General features: G+C 39.4%; 16 protein-coding genes and 1 tRNA gene. 5 read left to right on the top strand and 12 right to left on the bottom strand.

Going from position 1 to position 15,147, the window contains the following annotated elements:
- Window positions 1–144: 144 nt before the first annotated feature.
- Together ABM313_RS21805 and ABM313_RS21800 are read right to left on the bottom strand one after the other, a co-directional pair.
- A complete protein-coding gene (locus ABM313_RS21805; RefSeq protein WP_434685224.1) occupies window positions 145–3,675 on the bottom strand; it encodes a PAS domain S-box protein in 3,531 nt (1,176 codons plus the stop codon).
- A 483-nt stretch (window positions 3,676–4,158) separates the two neighbouring features.
- A tRNA-Asp gene (locus ABM313_RS21800) sits at window positions 4,159–4,232 on the bottom strand.
- Window positions 4,233–5,077: 845 nt separating this feature from the next.
- On the opposite strand from ABM313_RS21800, the gene ABM313_RS21795 reads away from it, so the two are divergent.
- Window positions 5,078–5,734 (top strand): hypothetical protein, encoded by a 657-nt coding sequence (locus tag ABM313_RS21795; RefSeq protein WP_434685223.1) that lies wholly within the window; start codon window positions 5,078–5,080, stop codon window positions 5,732–5,734.
- A 15-nt stretch (window positions 5,735–5,749) separates the two neighbouring features.
- Here the strand turns inward: ABM313_RS21795 and ABM313_RS21790 are convergent, their stop codons facing one another.
- Window positions 5,750–6,295, bottom strand: coding sequence for a hypothetical protein (locus ABM313_RS21790; RefSeq protein WP_434685222.1), 546 nt, complete (start codon window positions 6,293–6,295; stop codon window positions 5,750–5,752).
- 489 nt (window positions 6,296–6,784) lie between these two features.
- Here ABM313_RS21790 and argS point away from each other — a divergent pair, with 489 nt between their 5' ends.
- Together argS and ABM313_RS21780 are read left to right on the top strand one after the other, a co-directional pair.
- Window positions 6,785–8,530, top strand: a complete 1,746-nt coding sequence (argS, locus tag ABM313_RS21785; protein ID WP_434685221.1) for an arginine--tRNA ligase — start codon at window positions 6,785–6,787, stop codon at window positions 8,528–8,530.
- Window positions 8,531–8,583: 53 nt separating this feature from the next.
- The gene (locus ABM313_RS21780) at window positions 8,584–8,808 is read left to right on the top strand and encodes a DUF6737 family protein (protein ID WP_434685220.1); all 225 of its coding nucleotides are present in this window, start codon (window positions 8,584–8,586) and stop codon (window positions 8,806–8,808) included.
- 10 nt (window positions 8,809–8,818) lie between these two features.
- On the opposite strand, the gene ABM313_RS21775 is transcribed toward ABM313_RS21780, so the two are convergent.
- Window positions 8,819–9,100, bottom strand: a complete 282-nt coding sequence (locus ABM313_RS21775; RefSeq protein WP_190578527.1) for an antibiotic biosynthesis monooxygenase — start codon at window positions 9,098–9,100, stop codon at window positions 8,819–8,821.
- A gap of 16 nt (window positions 9,101–9,116) precedes the next feature.
- Between ABM313_RS21775 and ABM313_RS21770 the strand changes: the two genes are divergently transcribed.
- A complete protein-coding gene (locus ABM313_RS21770; RefSeq protein ID WP_434685219.1) occupies window positions 9,117–9,260 on the top strand; it encodes a hypothetical protein in 144 nt (47 codons plus the stop codon).
- Between the two features lie 20 nt (window positions 9,261–9,280).
- On the opposite strand, the gene ABM313_RS21765 is transcribed toward ABM313_RS21770, so the two are convergent.
- The 8 genes from ABM313_RS21765 to ABM313_RS21730 form a co-directional block, all read right to left on the bottom strand.
- Window positions 9,281–9,622 (bottom strand): HepT-like ribonuclease domain-containing protein, encoded by a 342-nt coding sequence (locus ABM313_RS21765; protein ID WP_434685218.1) that lies wholly within the window; start codon window positions 9,620–9,622, stop codon window positions 9,281–9,283.
- The gene (locus ABM313_RS21760) at window positions 9,612–9,935 is read right to left on the bottom strand and encodes a nucleotidyltransferase family protein (RefSeq protein WP_434685217.1); all 324 of its coding nucleotides are present in this window, start codon (window positions 9,933–9,935) and stop codon (window positions 9,612–9,614) included. Before ABM313_RS21760 ends, ABM313_RS21765 begins: the two co-directional genes overlap by 11 nt.
- Before the next feature lie 97 nt (window positions 9,936–10,032).
- A complete protein-coding gene (locus ABM313_RS21755; RefSeq protein ID WP_434685216.1) occupies window positions 10,033–11,577 on the bottom strand; it encodes a DNA cytosine methyltransferase in 1,545 nt (514 codons plus the stop codon).
- Window positions 11,578–11,600: 23 nt separating this feature from the next.
- A complete protein-coding gene (locus ABM313_RS21750) occupies window positions 11,601–12,434 on the bottom strand; it encodes a TdeIII family type II restriction endonuclease (protein WP_434685215.1) in 834 nt (277 codons plus the stop codon).
- A 24-nt stretch (window positions 12,435–12,458) separates the two neighbouring features.
- Window positions 12,459–12,905: a DUF29 domain-containing protein gene (locus ABM313_RS21745; protein WP_434685214.1), complete on the bottom strand. Its 447-nt coding sequence runs from the start codon at window positions 12,903–12,905 to the stop codon at window positions 12,459–12,461.
- Window positions 12,906–12,925: 20 nt separating this feature from the next.
- A complete protein-coding gene (locus ABM313_RS21740; RefSeq protein WP_434685213.1) occupies window positions 12,926–13,219 on the bottom strand; it encodes a helix-turn-helix domain-containing protein in 294 nt (97 codons plus the stop codon).
- Window positions 13,220–13,221: 2 nt separating this feature from the next.
- A complete protein-coding gene (locus ABM313_RS21735) occupies window positions 13,222–13,578 on the bottom strand; it encodes a type II toxin-antitoxin system RelE/ParE family toxin (RefSeq protein WP_434685212.1) in 357 nt (118 codons plus the stop codon).
- Between the two features lie 82 nt (window positions 13,579–13,660).
- The gene (locus ABM313_RS21730) at window positions 13,661–13,792 is read right to left on the bottom strand and encodes a hypothetical protein (RefSeq protein ID WP_434685211.1); all 132 of its coding nucleotides are present in this window, start codon (window positions 13,790–13,792) and stop codon (window positions 13,661–13,663) included.
- A 99-nt stretch (window positions 13,793–13,891) separates the two neighbouring features.
- On the opposite strand from ABM313_RS21730, the gene ABM313_RS21725 reads away from it, so the two are divergent.
- Window positions 13,892–15,145: an AAA family ATPase gene (locus ABM313_RS21725; RefSeq protein WP_434685210.1), complete on the top strand. Its 1,254-nt coding sequence runs from the start codon at window positions 13,892–13,894 to the stop codon at window positions 15,143–15,145.
- Window positions 15,146–15,147: the final 2 nt, after the last annotated feature.

The following is a 15,147-nucleotide window of genomic DNA, read 5'->3' as shown; positions in this document are numbered from 1 at the left end:
CTGAGATACCTAATCTTACCTTAGGAATAGTACATATAGCTGTCGCCATTCTTGTTAGGAACTGATGTTACGTGGAAGCAATTCCTGCAATAGCGGAAGTCTGGGGCTGGCACGGGGGCACAGCCCCTACAGGATCTAAATTATTTAGGTAGGGGCAATACTCTTTTTTGTCAGTCCGACATCTAAAAGATTTTGGATTGTTTGAGTTAATAATCTGAGTTTGACAGGCTTAGTAAGATATTCATTAGCCCCTGCCTTAATGCAGCGATCGCGATCGCCTGTCGTCGCTAGAGCCGTCAGGGCAATAATCGGGGTATTAGCTAAATTCGGCAGTTTCCGCATCTGACGCATTGCTTCAAGCCCGTCCATTACAGGCATTTGTACATCCATCAAGATTAGATCAGGTTGAGATGAAAGAGCCATGGCGATCACTTCTTGACCATTTTTAGCACAGAGAATTTGATAGCCCTTTGCACTTAAATAGCTGGACATCGTAATAATATTGGTTTCGTTATCTTCTGCTAAAAGAATCAAATAGGGATTGACATAATGGGGTTCAGCAGTAGCTGTCAAAAGTTCTGTTTTGGAGAATCTCTCGTCAAATGGAGAAGCAGTTAGTAATGATTTTTGATCTAATTGAGAGATATGGGGCAAGCGTAAAGTAAAGCAACTACCGACTCCTAGTTCACTATGGAGGCTGACATCTCCACCATGCATTTCTACAATTCGTTTCACTAGGGCAAGTCCAAGTCCAGTACCTTCATATTGACGATTCAGACTACTATCGATCTGGACAAAGGGTTGAAAGAGTTTTTCTTGATCTTCAGGTTTAATGCCAATCCCAGTATCAATGACTGAAATACAGACATAACAATCGTTATGAGGTATCCATTTATGCATGGCAGGATGAGAATCAGGTAACTGCGTGGGACGGACAATGGGTATCCGTTCGGCAAGATTAAAATCCATCGGTTCGTAATGTACTTCGATCGTCACTCGTCCCCCAGTAGGCGTGAACTTCACCGCATTAGTCAATAGATTGATCAACACCTGCCGCATACGGCGTTCATCTACAGATATTGTTCGGACATCTCTAGGAAATGACTCATTGAGTTGAATCTGTTTTTTGAAGGCTTGTTGCTTGACAAATACCAAACTTGATTTACAAAGATCAGTAATGGAAACCTGATCAATATCTAGCTCTAGCTTACCTGCTTCAATTTTTGAGAGTTCGAGAATGTCATTAATCAATCCCAATAAATGCCGACCGCTACTTTCGACAGTAGAGATCGAAGCTGCTTGGCGTTCATTAAGTTTACCAAAGACTTCTTCTTGTAATGCTTCTGACATACCTAGAATTGCATTGAGAGGAGTTCGTAATTCATGACTCATGTTTGCCAAAAACTCATCCTTAAGCCTTGTAGCACGGAGCATCTCGGCATTTGTTTCCTCTAGCTGCCGTTCGTAATCTTTCTGCTCTCGAATATCACGCATGATCGTAGAGAAAAATTCTACTTCTCCTTCAGATGATTTATGTCCTAGCAACAATTGCGATACTAAAATTTCCTGTCCATCAGCATCTAGTAACGCCGTTTCGCCAAGCCAACTACCTTCAGCAAGCACAGTAGGTATCGCTTTCTGCTCCAGTATATCCACTGTCCATTGAGGATGATAATCTATCGGTCTTTGTTGTTTGACTTCAGCATCACTATACAGTCCTCGCATCCGTTTCAGCGCCTTGTTATTCCAGACTGCTTGACCTGCGATATCGGCAATGAGAATATAGTCTGTCGATGCTTCGAGAATAGATAGCAAATTATTTTGTTCTTGTTCCAAACGTTTACGCTCAGTAATATCTTGAGCAGTGCCAATAGTTTGAATCACAAGTCCATCGGCATCACGTTTAAATACTGCATCTCGACCATAGAACCAACGCCATTCGCCATTTACATGTCGCACCCGATATTCAAATTCGAGAACTTCACCATCCTGAGCCGCAAGGATTTGAGTATGGTAAGAGGTCAATCGCTTTAAATCATCGGGATGAATTAAATTAGCAAACAAACTGGAACCCATTGCTTGAATTTCGTCAGGTGTGTACCCAAGAATAATCCCAATCTCACGATTAACGTAAATATTACACTGTGCTTGGAGGTCGTACAAATAGAGGACATTCGGTGAAGAATCGGCAATTTGTTTGATAAAATGCTGGCTTTCTCGTAGTGCAACCGTGCGTTCTCGCACTCTAGTCTCAAGTTCTTGATTTAACTGTTCTAGTGCCTGCATTGCACGTTCACGCTCTAACTCAGCCGCCGCACGGGATGCAAATACTCGCAGCAGGTTTTCAGCCCACAGTGGATCTTGGATCGGCTGCTTATCAAGGATACATAAAGTACCGATCGCACGATTATGGCTATCTCGTAAGACCAGACCCAAATAACTATCTACCCCCATCCCCACGAGATCGCGATCCTCTGGGAACTGCTGCTGAAGAAAGCGATCGCAAAAAAACATCCCATCTTGTAAAGTACGCTGGCAGGGAGACTTTGCAAAATCGTATAAAAAATCAGTTTGCAAGGTATCAGTTGTCCAAATAGCAAGGGTATGCTGTCGATCGCCTTCCACTTCCGTAACAACCGCATAGGAAACATTGAGAGCTTTAGCAATATGACTAACTAAAGCTGGGAAGAAATCTTCACCAGTAACCGCAGAAGTACTCTCAATCAGATTTTGGAGAGCAATTTCCATTTTCTTCCGTTGGGAAATATTGGTGCTAGTTCCCACAATGCGACAAATACGCCCTAAGGCATCATAAATAGGATTGAGGGTCGTAATCCACCAAGTTGGTTGATCCCTAAAGACTAGGTATTCCTCATAGGTAATCGAAGTTCCAGCTCGGACACAAGCTATATAGTGTTGACGGACTTCTTCAGTAGGTGATTTCCCACATATTTCTGCTGTTAAACGCCCCGTTAATCTTTCGGCGGCTGGATTAAAAGCAACAAGCCGAAAATCTCCATCTTCTAAGACATCAACCGTAAAAATCGCCTGTTCTACGCCTTCGTAGATTGTGCGTAAAAACTGTTCTCTATTTTGTAAGGATTCTTTTACATGACTGAGCGCGGTCAGATCATCAAGGCTCGCAATATCTGCGGTAATCGTGCTGTCGATTTGTTCACTAACATCTCTAGTATGACTACCTTCGATCAGTTCAGGTATAGATATATCTCCATCCTCATATCCTCCCTCTAAAACATTTTGAGCCAACAGATTGGTTAAATTATCTTTGACTAGCAACCCAATCAGGCGATCGCCATCTAATACGGGTAAATGATGAATCCGATGTTGTTGAAATATCTTGAGGACAGATGGGAAATCGATCAGGGCTGATTCTTGAAGGGTTATCACCGAATCATGCATTACTGACTGTATCGATAAGTCGTCTAAGGCAATCCGCTGAGCAATAGCCTGAAAAATATCATGTTTGGTAAGAATACCGACTAGACTAATTGCTTCAGACTCATTGTTGTTACTCACTACCAAAGCACAACTTGAGCCTGTTTCCTCCATAGAGGCGATCGCCATTGTGACTCTTGTATCCGTAGAAACTATCAACGGATCAGGAGCGATCGCTGATAGTAATTGTTTGCGGATGAGGAGACTTTTAGCGTTCATCGCTTTCACTTAATTCTAGGGATATTTAATCACTCACCTTACGCAGATATAGCAATCCTAAATGGGTTGTGAGAGTGCATACACTCTCACAACCCTGCAAATCTTACAACTCATTTAGGATCGGGTTTTGTATGGGGCGCAGCCCCTACAGAACAAGAATTATTCAGATAGTCGCGATTTCCCCGTGGTTACCCTGATTGGCTAGCTGTAAGAGATTCCGCGTCTGCATTCTGCGTAACATCAATTAATCAGTAATTAATTACTAATTAATCAGCCAAAAACGTTTGCATCACTGTATTGACATAATTCTTTTTCTAAGTTTGACAGATTTAGGAGAAGATTTATCTTCTTTAGTAATTTTGGTAATCAGACCAATAATCCTCATTACAAAAATTATTTTTGATGAAAAATATCGATAGGATTGAAAAGACTAAAAAAAGAAGGTACTGCAAGACAGTACCTTCTTTTTTTAGTCTTTTAGAACGGGTTCGACGGGGCTCGAACCCGCAACTTCCGCCGTGACAGGGCGGTGCTCTAACCAATTGAACTACGAACCCAAACTTTTGTGCTTAAACTTATTTCTAGAATTGCTTTTTACAAACTGGGTTACAGCTCGTTTTTTGCGTTTCTTTATTTAAGCGCTCCTTATTATGTAGATTTAAAAGGCGTTTGTCAATACTCTAAGCATATTTTTTTTGATTTTTTTGATAAAGCTCTAAAACCCAGTCTATGTATTGTTTTGATAATTACTAAGTATCTGTGCAAAATAAATTACCAAAACCCATAGAGTTGCGCCCCGCAGGGGCGCAACTCTATGGGTTTTGGTTTGTAATTAATTATGCCTAGCTACTTACACCATAATCTACGAATATTTTCTCAATCCTTACTTAATTTAACTATAGCAATCCTAAATGGGGTGTGAGAGTGTACCCAAAAAGGGTACTCTAACACCCCACCCAAATAAAAGTGGCGGCGCTTCGCGCCGCCACTTTTATTTGGGCTTTGCTTTCCTGAGCAAAACTTACATAGCTATAGCTGTCGCCATGCTTGTTAGGACATAAAAACCAAATAGTGTGAGGCGGAGCTTCGCGCCGCCTCACACTATTTGGTTTTTGATTTATCCTGATACAGGTGACTATAGCTATAGCTGTCGCCAAGTATATTAGTACATAAAACCCAAGAAGAGAATTGCGGTGCTTCGCACCGCAATTCTCTTCTTGGGTTTTGGTTTTGTCCTAACACGAGTGGCGATAGCTATATATAACAAATGAGTCTAAGCACCTCAAAACATCGTAAAAAGACTGAAAAAGTCATTGCAATTACGCCCATCCGTGATATCCTTTCACCCATTATTTGCCAGCTAAATTTGTCAATTAGGATTTAATTGGTGTAGAGGACTCCCATGAATTGCTTTAAGAGCGCAAACATCAAAGGTGTAAAGATTGCGATCGCGACAACTCTTTTGATGCAGATCACCAGTATTGCCCTGCCAACAACATGGCGATCAGTTGTGCCAGCCGCGATCGCCTTACCAGGACAAACACCCGATCAAGTCATTGACTGGATTAGAACAAATCCAGTATTACGTCCATCGGCTGGCGAACGTCTACTCGTGCGCAAAAGTGACACCCCATCTAGACGATTTCAATTTCAAGCTAGTGTGGTGCTGCCGGGAATTGCCTCTATACAGAAGAGCGATGCCAACCTAATTAGAAGTGAGCAGATTAGATTCTTTGACATCATCAATGGTGTCACGCGCTCTCGCCTAGAAGAGACACTGCGTTCTATTTATGGACCAGAGATTATGCGTGATTATGCAACGGCTAAAAGGGTTTATGCATATCCAACGGCAGCTATGGTGCAGCGATCGCAAGCTAAAAATGCTTCACCAATTTTGAGGGCTTTACAGGGAGAATTACGTCAAGGCAAAAAATACGGCTATTGGATCGAGCTATTGCAAAATGATAGAGGTAGCGCTAATTCTGGACAGATTACTATCTTTGAATTAGAGAGTCTGCCTAAACTTAAAGAAGAGTTAAGCGCCCGTGAAAAGCGCTAGAGCAATAATTTGAAATTAATCTGTACCTCCCCATGTCCAAAAGGGATTACCATTCTTCACGCCCTTCTTCAAAATTACAGGCGTTAATCCATTCGCATCACGCATCCCCGTCATATCTAAAATCAAGTAAACCTTGTCATTCACAAACTGCATTCGCAAATATGAATGCCCTTCAAACGGCTCATCATTATACTTAGCGATACCTGCTGTCCCCTTGCAGTTGTGATACTTGATCTGCAAATTTGCCACCCAAGTCACACTAAACTCATCACTTTTCTCAATCCGAAATTCCCTTGCAAACCAGCCCAGTGATGAGGCTGAGCCATCGATAGTATAACCACCCTCAGTATAGGGACGAGGTGTTTGAGTAAGACTCACCTCAGTAGGACAAAGCGGAAAAGCTCCATCCGAATCCCTAGGATACACACTCAGCTTGAGATTGTTTGGTTCAGCAAAACTGAGATTTGTGAATAAGGATAATTGCGCGATCGCTGAACATCCAACACCCAAACATACTTGCTTACAAACTTGACTGAAAGCCTTAACCCTAAAGTTTGTCATAATTTTTTTTACCGCTATGGTAACTCTACAAAACATAGAAGGCAAAAGAGCTTATGTAGTTCCCCTGATTGACTGACAAAACTGTGGAAATCCGCATCTTACCGTAGGGGCAGGTTTTGCTAAAATCTTTGCTGTAAGCCAATCACTGATCTACTAAACCTGCCCCTACAGAGATTTGTCAGTCAATCAGGTAGTTCCCTTAATTTAAATAGGGCTTGGAGACCAAGCCCCTACAATTAGGAGGACGGGTAGGGGTTTGGTCTCCAAACCCTCTTTATACCAATTCACGAAAGTATGGCAATACTTTCGTGAATTAAAAACCAAACCCAGTAAGGGTTTTAAAAGCCCACAACCTGTGGCGCACGCGCAACGTTTGCCACAGGTTGTGGCTCTGAGTTTTAATTATGCCCCGCTACTTATGTAACATCAGTCAATAGATCTTAAAAAACGCTATATTGATTTGCCTAGGCTTAAAGCGATAACTAACCCATGACCACCTCCATTTTATCCGATTTAAAAATTCGCTTCTCTAAGGCGATCGCCGCTGCCTTTGGTGAAGAATATGCCAACCAAGATCCCGCAGTCGCAGCTTCTAAGGATGCTAAGTTTGGCGATTATCAATGTAATGCGGCTTTAGGTTTAACCAAAAAACTCAAACAAAAGCCTCAAGATGTAGCAGCCCAAATAATCGCAAACGTAAAAGTTGACGACATGTTCGAGACTCCAACGATCGCAGGAGCAGGATTTATTAACTTAAAGCTGAAACTTAGTTACCTAGAAACCCAATTAGCAAAAATGCAAAAAAGCGATCGCCTCGCGATCGCCAAGGTCGAGAAACCAGATCGCGTAATTGTCGATTTTTCTAGTCCGAATATTGCCAAGGAGATGCATGTCGGACATTTGCGATCGACGATTATCGGTGACAGCATTGCCCGAATTTTAGAATTTCAAGGACATGAAGTCCTACGCCTAAACCATGTCGGTGACTGGGGGACTCAATTTGGGATGTTGATTTCTTACTTGCGCGAAGTTTATCCCGATGCGCTGACTAAAGCCGATGCGATCGCGATCGGTGACTTAGTAGAACTCTATCGCGCCGCAAAAAAACGCTTTGATGAAGACGAAGCCTTTAAGGAAACTTCTCGCAATGCTGTCGTGGAGTTACAAGCAGGAGGCACTGAAGCCAAACTCGCATGGCAATTACTTTGTGAACAGTCACGCCGTGAGTTTCAAAAGATTTATGATGCTCTTAATATTCAATTAGAAGAACGAGGCGAATCTTTTTATAATCAGTTCTTGTCTGATGTCGTTACTGACTTACGCGAAACTGGCTTATTGCAAGAAGATCAAGGTGCATTATGTGTCTTTTTGGAAGGATTCACCAATAAAGATGGTCAGCCTTTACCGCTAATCGTTCAGAAATCCGATGGTGGTTACAACTACGCAACTACAGACCTTGCTGCTTTACGTTATCGCATTCGTGAAGACAAAGCCACTCGCATCATTTATGTGACTGATATCGGTCAATCAGGACATTTTGCTCAAGTTTTTCAAGTCGCTAAACGCGCTAATTGGATTCCTGAAACTGTGCAGACTACCCATGTTCCCTTTGGCTTAGTGATGGGTGATGATGGCAAGAAGTTTAAAACGCGATCGGGAGATACTATCGCCCTCAAAAGTCTCCTCGAAGAAGCCATTACTCGCGCCCGTGCCGATATCGAAACCCGCAACTCTGAAGCCTCAGAGGAGTTTAAGCAAGATGTCGCCGAAGCTGTCGGACTCGGTGCAGTGAAGTACGCCGATCTCTCGCAAAATCGCACCAGCAACTATATCTTCAGCTTTGACAAGATGCTAGCCCTGCAAGGAAACACCGCACCCTATATGCTCTATGCCTATGTGCGTGTACAGGGCATTGGACGCAAGGGCGAAATTGATTTTGCCAGTTTAAATACTGATGCGATAAAGCTCACTCAAGAGCCAGAGATTGTTTTGGCAAAGCATTTGTTGCAATTTGCCGAAGCGATCGATGCGGTTGCAGAAGAACTATTCCCAAACCGTCTCTGTCAATATCTCTTTGAACTCAGCCAAAAGTTCAATCAATTCTTCGAGCAATGTCCTGTACTCCAAGCCGATGAGTCAGAAAGAATCTCGCGTCTAAGCCTCTGCGATATTACTGCCAAAACCCTCAAACTAGGATTAAATCTCCTCGGTATTCGTGTTTTAGAACGCATGTAAAATATAAAGAGGTCGTGCTTCGCACGACCTCTTTATAAAATAGGAACTCAAAAATGACTTTAGAACAACCTGATAGCGTTTGGAATCATAAGCCTTGGTGGTGTCAGCCTTGGTCAATTATCTTGACTGGTTTCTCGATCATTAGTGGTAGCTGGCTATTATTCAAACTAGTTTGGTTATCGATTCTGGTCGCGCTTCCCATAACTGCATGGATGGGATTTTTTGTGATTATATTTCCCAAATTAGCTATGCAAGAAATAAATCAAGAGGTTGATTAACACTTCAGAATTAGAGCGTGCCAGATTCAAGTTGCTCCAAGTAGATAAAATCAGGAGACTTGACTCCTGCTTCAGCCCTGATCTTGACTAATTTAGGGGACTCGAAAAATCTCTTTGCATCTGCGATCGCTGTCCATGCGGAAAAATGCACGATTTTGTTTGGGTCGTTCTCGTATTTGAGAACCTGATATGATCGCTCACCAGCTTCTCTGCGAATATCTGCCGCCTCATCAAAAACTTTCTTCCAAGCAGGATAGTCCGCGACTTCGTGGATAATTAAAACATATTGCATAAGTTACTTGATATTAGTGTCAACACATTTTACGAGAATAGCGATCGCATTAAGTTTTCCACACCCAGACTTTGAAAATCTTCCACGTTTAACCTCGCGATCGCCTCTTCTAACCACAAACTGCGATCTCGATCGCACAGCGTTGTTTTTTGCTCAATAGTCTGGGTTATAGGTTTAGCTTTATGGCTTCTCTATGAGCTTTTCCAGTTTTGGTAGAACTGGCGGTAAGTTTCTATGAATTGTTTGCCAAACGATAGAAAGATTTACTTGAAAATACTCATGAGCCATTACGTTACGCATATCACTCATTTTACGCCAAGGAATTGTTGGATCAAGTGATTGAATCTCCTCTGGTATGTTTGCGGATGCTTCACCAATAATCACAAAGCTGTATAGCACAGACTGCACGACCATTTTATTTTTACTAAATTCTTCAAAGGTCATCCCTTGTGTAAACTGCTCGATATCTTGAACGGCTTGCAAAATATCTGCTATTCTTAATCTCCAATCTCTAGAGGGCATAGATCGCATCCTTGAGTACTGGTTCTCTTAAATGCTCTTTTAATGATTCTTCCATGCCTAAATCAATTTTGCAATGGAATAGATCTTCAAGAAAATATTGCACTTCAAATAGCTCAAAGAATGAGGGGGCGCTAACAAATTCCACTAAAAAATCAATATCACTATCAGGTCTAGCCTCGTCTCTTGCTACGGAACCAAATAATCGCAAAGACTTTACGCCTAGTTTTTTTAGTTCATGGCGATGGATGGAGAGGGTTTGAAGGACATCTGAACGAGTGAGTGATTTTATTTTGTTTTCAATATTTTGTGACATTAGATTACCTGCAATATTTCGCTATTTGGCATTTGTTTGATTGCTTCTAAAATTTGAGTTTTAATCATAGTTTTTTGTCCACTCATTTAAAAAGATGCTAAGCACAAAGAGAAACAACTGATTTCTCATTATTTATACTGTCCAAACTATTAGTTTGCCTATTTTCAAATGCACCAGTTTCAATAATTGCTTTACATAACTTATCGATTACAGGAACTGAAACGCTATTACCGATTAATTTCATCCATTTTGCTCTTGATTCTGGCAACTTAAAATCTTTAGGAAATCCTTGGATTAAACAAGCTTCACTCTTGGTAATTTTTCTAAATTCTCTAGGCTTATAAATTTCTTGGATAAATCTATTTTTAAATTCATCATGGCTTGATGCTTCTATCGTCTTTAAAGTTATGAAATCATTTGTGTCACTTGCAACCAAAGTTGGAAAAATGTCAGAAGTTGGTAAGAATATACGATTCACTCCAAATAATCCTGTGCTTATTTTAGTATTTTTAAAATCATAACGAACCTCATGACATTCAAGAATTCTTTTTCCCTTAAGAGATTCAATAGTTGTTTCAATGGATATCTTCTCGGTCTTAAATATCCTTTGAGTATTTAAATTGTCAATGATAATTTTGTGATCGTTTGCAAATGACAGTAGTATTCCTTCTTCTTTTGTTAAATTGCTAATACTATAATCTTTTATAGTAAAACTATACTCTTCGGACTTTAGGATTTCTAATTCAATCAGTTGATTAATTTCATCTTGATTAATAGATGAGTCTAGGCTTTGAAAGTGTTCTAATGACAACGGGTTACCATCAAGTTCTCCATAGGCGCTTTTACGTCTATTTTTAAGCAATAAAAAACAAATATCTTTTTGACGCTGAGTGGTGTCAATAATATCCCATGAATGGATTGTTGTATGACCATTTCTAAGATCATTAAATAAAAAATAGTCATTAAACCCATTTGTATTTGAAAGACTCATTGTTTTTGATTCAACAACATTTCCAAATATGTCCATTTGGATAATTCTTTTGTCTGTTGAGTTTTTTGTTTCAATACCTAATATGTCGCCAAGTTTTAGCTTCTTGTCAATAAATTTAGGTAATGTAAATCTTTCAAAGTATTTCTTTTCCTTAAAACCAATTATGTATATGCGAATTCTATTTTGTGGTACGCCATAATCAAATGAGTTAATCACAAAGTAATTAGCGAAATATCCTGCTTTTTGAATTCTTTCTAAAATGTATGATAAAGCTTTTTTATTGCGAGGATCAACTAAGCCTTTCACATTTTCAAAAATAAAGGCTTTTGGCTGAGATTGCTGAAGTAGATAAATTGTGTCATTCCATAACTGTCCTCTGTCATCATCAAAACCTAAATTTTTACCCGCAATAGACCAACTTTGACAAGGAACTCCAGCAGTTAATAAGTCGTGATCAGGTAACTCTTTAATTTTAGTAATATCTCCTAAGTTGTAACTCGATTCAACTTGAAAGTTGTCACAATATGTGTTTATTGCATCTCTATCTATTTCACTAAATCCAAGGCAATGACCACCATTATTACTTAATGCCATTTTAAAGCCGCCAATTCCAGCAAAAAGATCAATAAAGGTAAATTTAGCGTTATTCATTTGATATCTCCTCTTACGTTTTTCTACTTCAATAAATACTCGTCAAAATCTGGAGGTGGTTCTATTCCTAAGAATTCGCGATAGATGCGTTCTCTGTAATCTTTTCCTAATGAATTGACTTCCTGAATAAAATTGTTGTAAGTGCCTTCCCCTCCAATCAGATCCCAAAATTCATCGCCTATCAATACAGATTCATCTTCGTGCATATTGAACCATCGCATAGGAAAGTCCCATTTATAGTCTTCTTTCTGACCGTAAGGGTTGTATGGCAAGGCAAAGTATGCGTAATCAACTAACTTGGATTCCATTGCCAGAAGTTTAAATAGCTTCTCTTTGCTTACTTTTGTTTGATCACTATTTGGTAATGGAGCTTTAAGCTCAAAGGCATACCGCTTTCCATTTTCTTTATTCTGGATAAAAATATCACAAACTACGCTTACTGGAATCTGGTTACCACCGCCTTCCTGAATATATTGTAATTCTTCATTCCAATTAGGTTTGACTTTGTTTTTTCCTTTGCTATGTTCTAATTTATTTAATACTTCTTGAATTCTTCTCAGACTCTCTTGCCCAACTGTACCACTAATTGTATGCCCCATTTGGCAATTGCCATAAGCTTCTAGGGCAACAACTTGAGCTAGCTTTTCCCATACAAGACCAAATGGAGTTACAAATCTTCTCTCAAAATGTGAACCTTTAAAAATTTCATCAGGTACTAATGCTGCATAAAGTGGTTTGTTTGCTCGATGATTTTCTTTGATAAAAGGATCTGTAATTAGAACACGATCCATTACTCGATCCATCATTTTAGATATAACATCCTTTATAGCTTGAGCAATTCTTTGTTGTTTATCCATGCGAATAACAGGTTAAATACTTATCTAAAAATTCAAATTTAAGACTTTTCTAGGATCTCGGCTAAACTGCCATACATTAGGAAAATTAGCTTCATGATATTCTAGCCTTGCTATCTTGAGCGCAGTATCAAAAGCGAAATCAAAAACTTGTAAAAAATGACTTTGCAGACTTGGCGACTGTTCTAATAATGTGGCTAATTCATTCTGTTGCTGAATAATCTCAATTTCCCAAGCCCCATAAAATTTGGGTGAATTTACATAACAACGCTTGAGAATATGCTCAATGAGTGTCGTCAATCTTCGCTTGAGTTCACGCCTATCTCTACCCGCCAAACCCTCTAACTCCTCAATTAAATTTTTGACATCTAGACTTTGGAAATCACCAGCTTTTAACTTCGCGATCGCCTCTTCTAACCACAAATTAAGATCGCGATCGAACAGCGTGGATTTTTGTTTAATAGTCTGGGTCATAGGTTTTCGTGAGGGATGATTTAAATTACATCAACCAAATCTATCTTAATTCTTTTACCAACTGCCCTAGCTGCTTTATCTAAAGTTCGTAAAGTTACAGAATCATACTCAGGATCAAGTAAGCGATCAAGTGCTGCGCGGCTAGTTTGCATAGACTTAGCCATCTTGGATTTAGTTAAACCACGTTCTTTCATTGCTTGTTCAACTTGCCAAGCCAAAACACGCTTCAGGGCAACTTCTGTTACTTCGTTTAAAATTGCTTCCTGTTCTAGAAAGTCATCAAAAGCAGAACCTAAATGACAATTGTTAGACATGGTTAACTCCTAGATTTATTTTTAAACTCAATTTGGCGCTTGATGGCTAAATTCAAATCTTCTTTAGGTGTTTTTTGCGTTTTCTTAGTAAACCCATGCAGAAGAATCATTTGCTCTCCTTCCACACAAAATAGAACTCTGGCAATCGTATTTTCAAGGTTAGTACGCACCTCATACAATCCCTTACCCATAGGGCGACAGGTAGGCATTCCGATAGGAAATCCAAACTCAATTGTTTTAATATCTTCTCCTATTTTTTGTCTATCTTCTTTCGATAAGGTCATTAGCCAATCCCTAACAGGTTCTTTGCCCGATTCGGTTTTAAAAAAGCTTGCTTTAATTCTCTTAATATTGCTCATAGGAAAATTACAGCAGAAGCTCTCAAAAGATAGAAATCAAGTGGCAAATAAGTGAGTATTTATCTTTAATTATACTATTGTATCATTTTTGGTACGCTAAATCGTCAAAATGTAAGGAGCATATAGCGCCCTTGCCCCAGAGATTCGCCTCTTCTAACCACAAATTAAGATCGCGATCGTACAGCATGGATTTTTGTTCAATGATTTGAGTCATAGATTTAGGCGATGTGATACACCATACCGATGTAATTTTAGTGTAATAATGCAAGTATGCAAAACAAAATGATGTCTTTAAATTCGTGTCTGTAACGTTATGTTTACTCAGATCACTCTCAAAAATTACAGAACACACAAGCTAACAACCATAGAGCTTAGCCCGATTACTTTGTTGATTGGTAATAACAATTCTGGTAAGTCAAATCTACTTATGGGCATACAGCATTTTTGTAAGCTTGTAAGAAGAGGTCGTCCCGGAAATACCCATAAATCTGTCAATGTTCATAGAGATTTATATCCTCATCGTTATAGACTAGCTTCTGAAGACGAACCTATGGGATTCATGATTAATTGGAATAATTCTAATGGGACTATTTCTTACGAAATGGAATTGTATGAGAACACCAAATCTTCTGAATCATGTATTTGCAAAGAAAATATAGCTATACAATTAAAGAATAAAGAGACAAAAATACTTCGTAGTGGATACGATAAATCAACTAACTTAATTGCTTTAAGACAGGAGATTGAGGGAAATCCATCTTTGAATCCACAAGAAAAAAAGTTATGTAGAGATTTCTTTGGAGATTTTGCAAATACATTTAGCTATCACTTTCAGCCCAACTTCCTTAAAGGACTAGTTAAAGACAGCCAAAATCCTGATGGAGAAGACGTAGATAATGACATGGGAAAAGAAGACTTTAAAATTCCTGCTGAGCTAGGAAATACAGGACGAGGTTTACAAAATGTTATTAGACATATCAAGGAAAATGAAGAGCGTACATTCACAAGATTTACGGCTTTATTAAGACAATTTGAGGTTAACTTTCAAGGTGTTCGCTACAATGAAAAAAATTCTAAACTTATATGGGAATTTGATCTAGGTCAAAAAGGAAAGGTACAGGAGTTTCCTCCAGATTCTGTCTCTGATGGATTTATGAAAGCAGCAGCTATTAGTCTTCTTGCTTCACTCTTTAGACCACCAACTTTAATTCTTTTAGAAGAAATTGAAAACGGTATTAATCCGGGGAATATTCAAGAACTGATGCGCTGGATTTGGCAAATGACTTCACCAACTTCTGAGGGGTTTACAACTCAGTTTATTATTACATCACATAGTCCTTCGGTTTTAAGAGAGTTTCACAACCATCTTGATCATGTTTATACAGTTCGTCTACAAAAGCGCGATCGCACCAGTGATGTCAGAAATCTCAATACTTCACTTGATACCCTTGTTGGTATCGGTACTGTAGAAGGTGAAATTATTGAAGATCCGATCACAGGTAAACGGACAGTAGATATTCCCAAATATCAATTAGCAGAACTTTGGTATTCAGGGACTATTGGCTAATT

Source organism: Pseudanabaena minima str. Chao 2107 (assembly GCF_051131155.1).
Taxonomy (GTDB): Bacteria; Cyanobacteriota; Cyanobacteriia; order Pseudanabaenales; family Pseudanabaenaceae; genus Pseudanabaena; species Pseudanabaena minima.
This window is presented reverse-complemented; position numbering and strand designations above follow the sequence as displayed.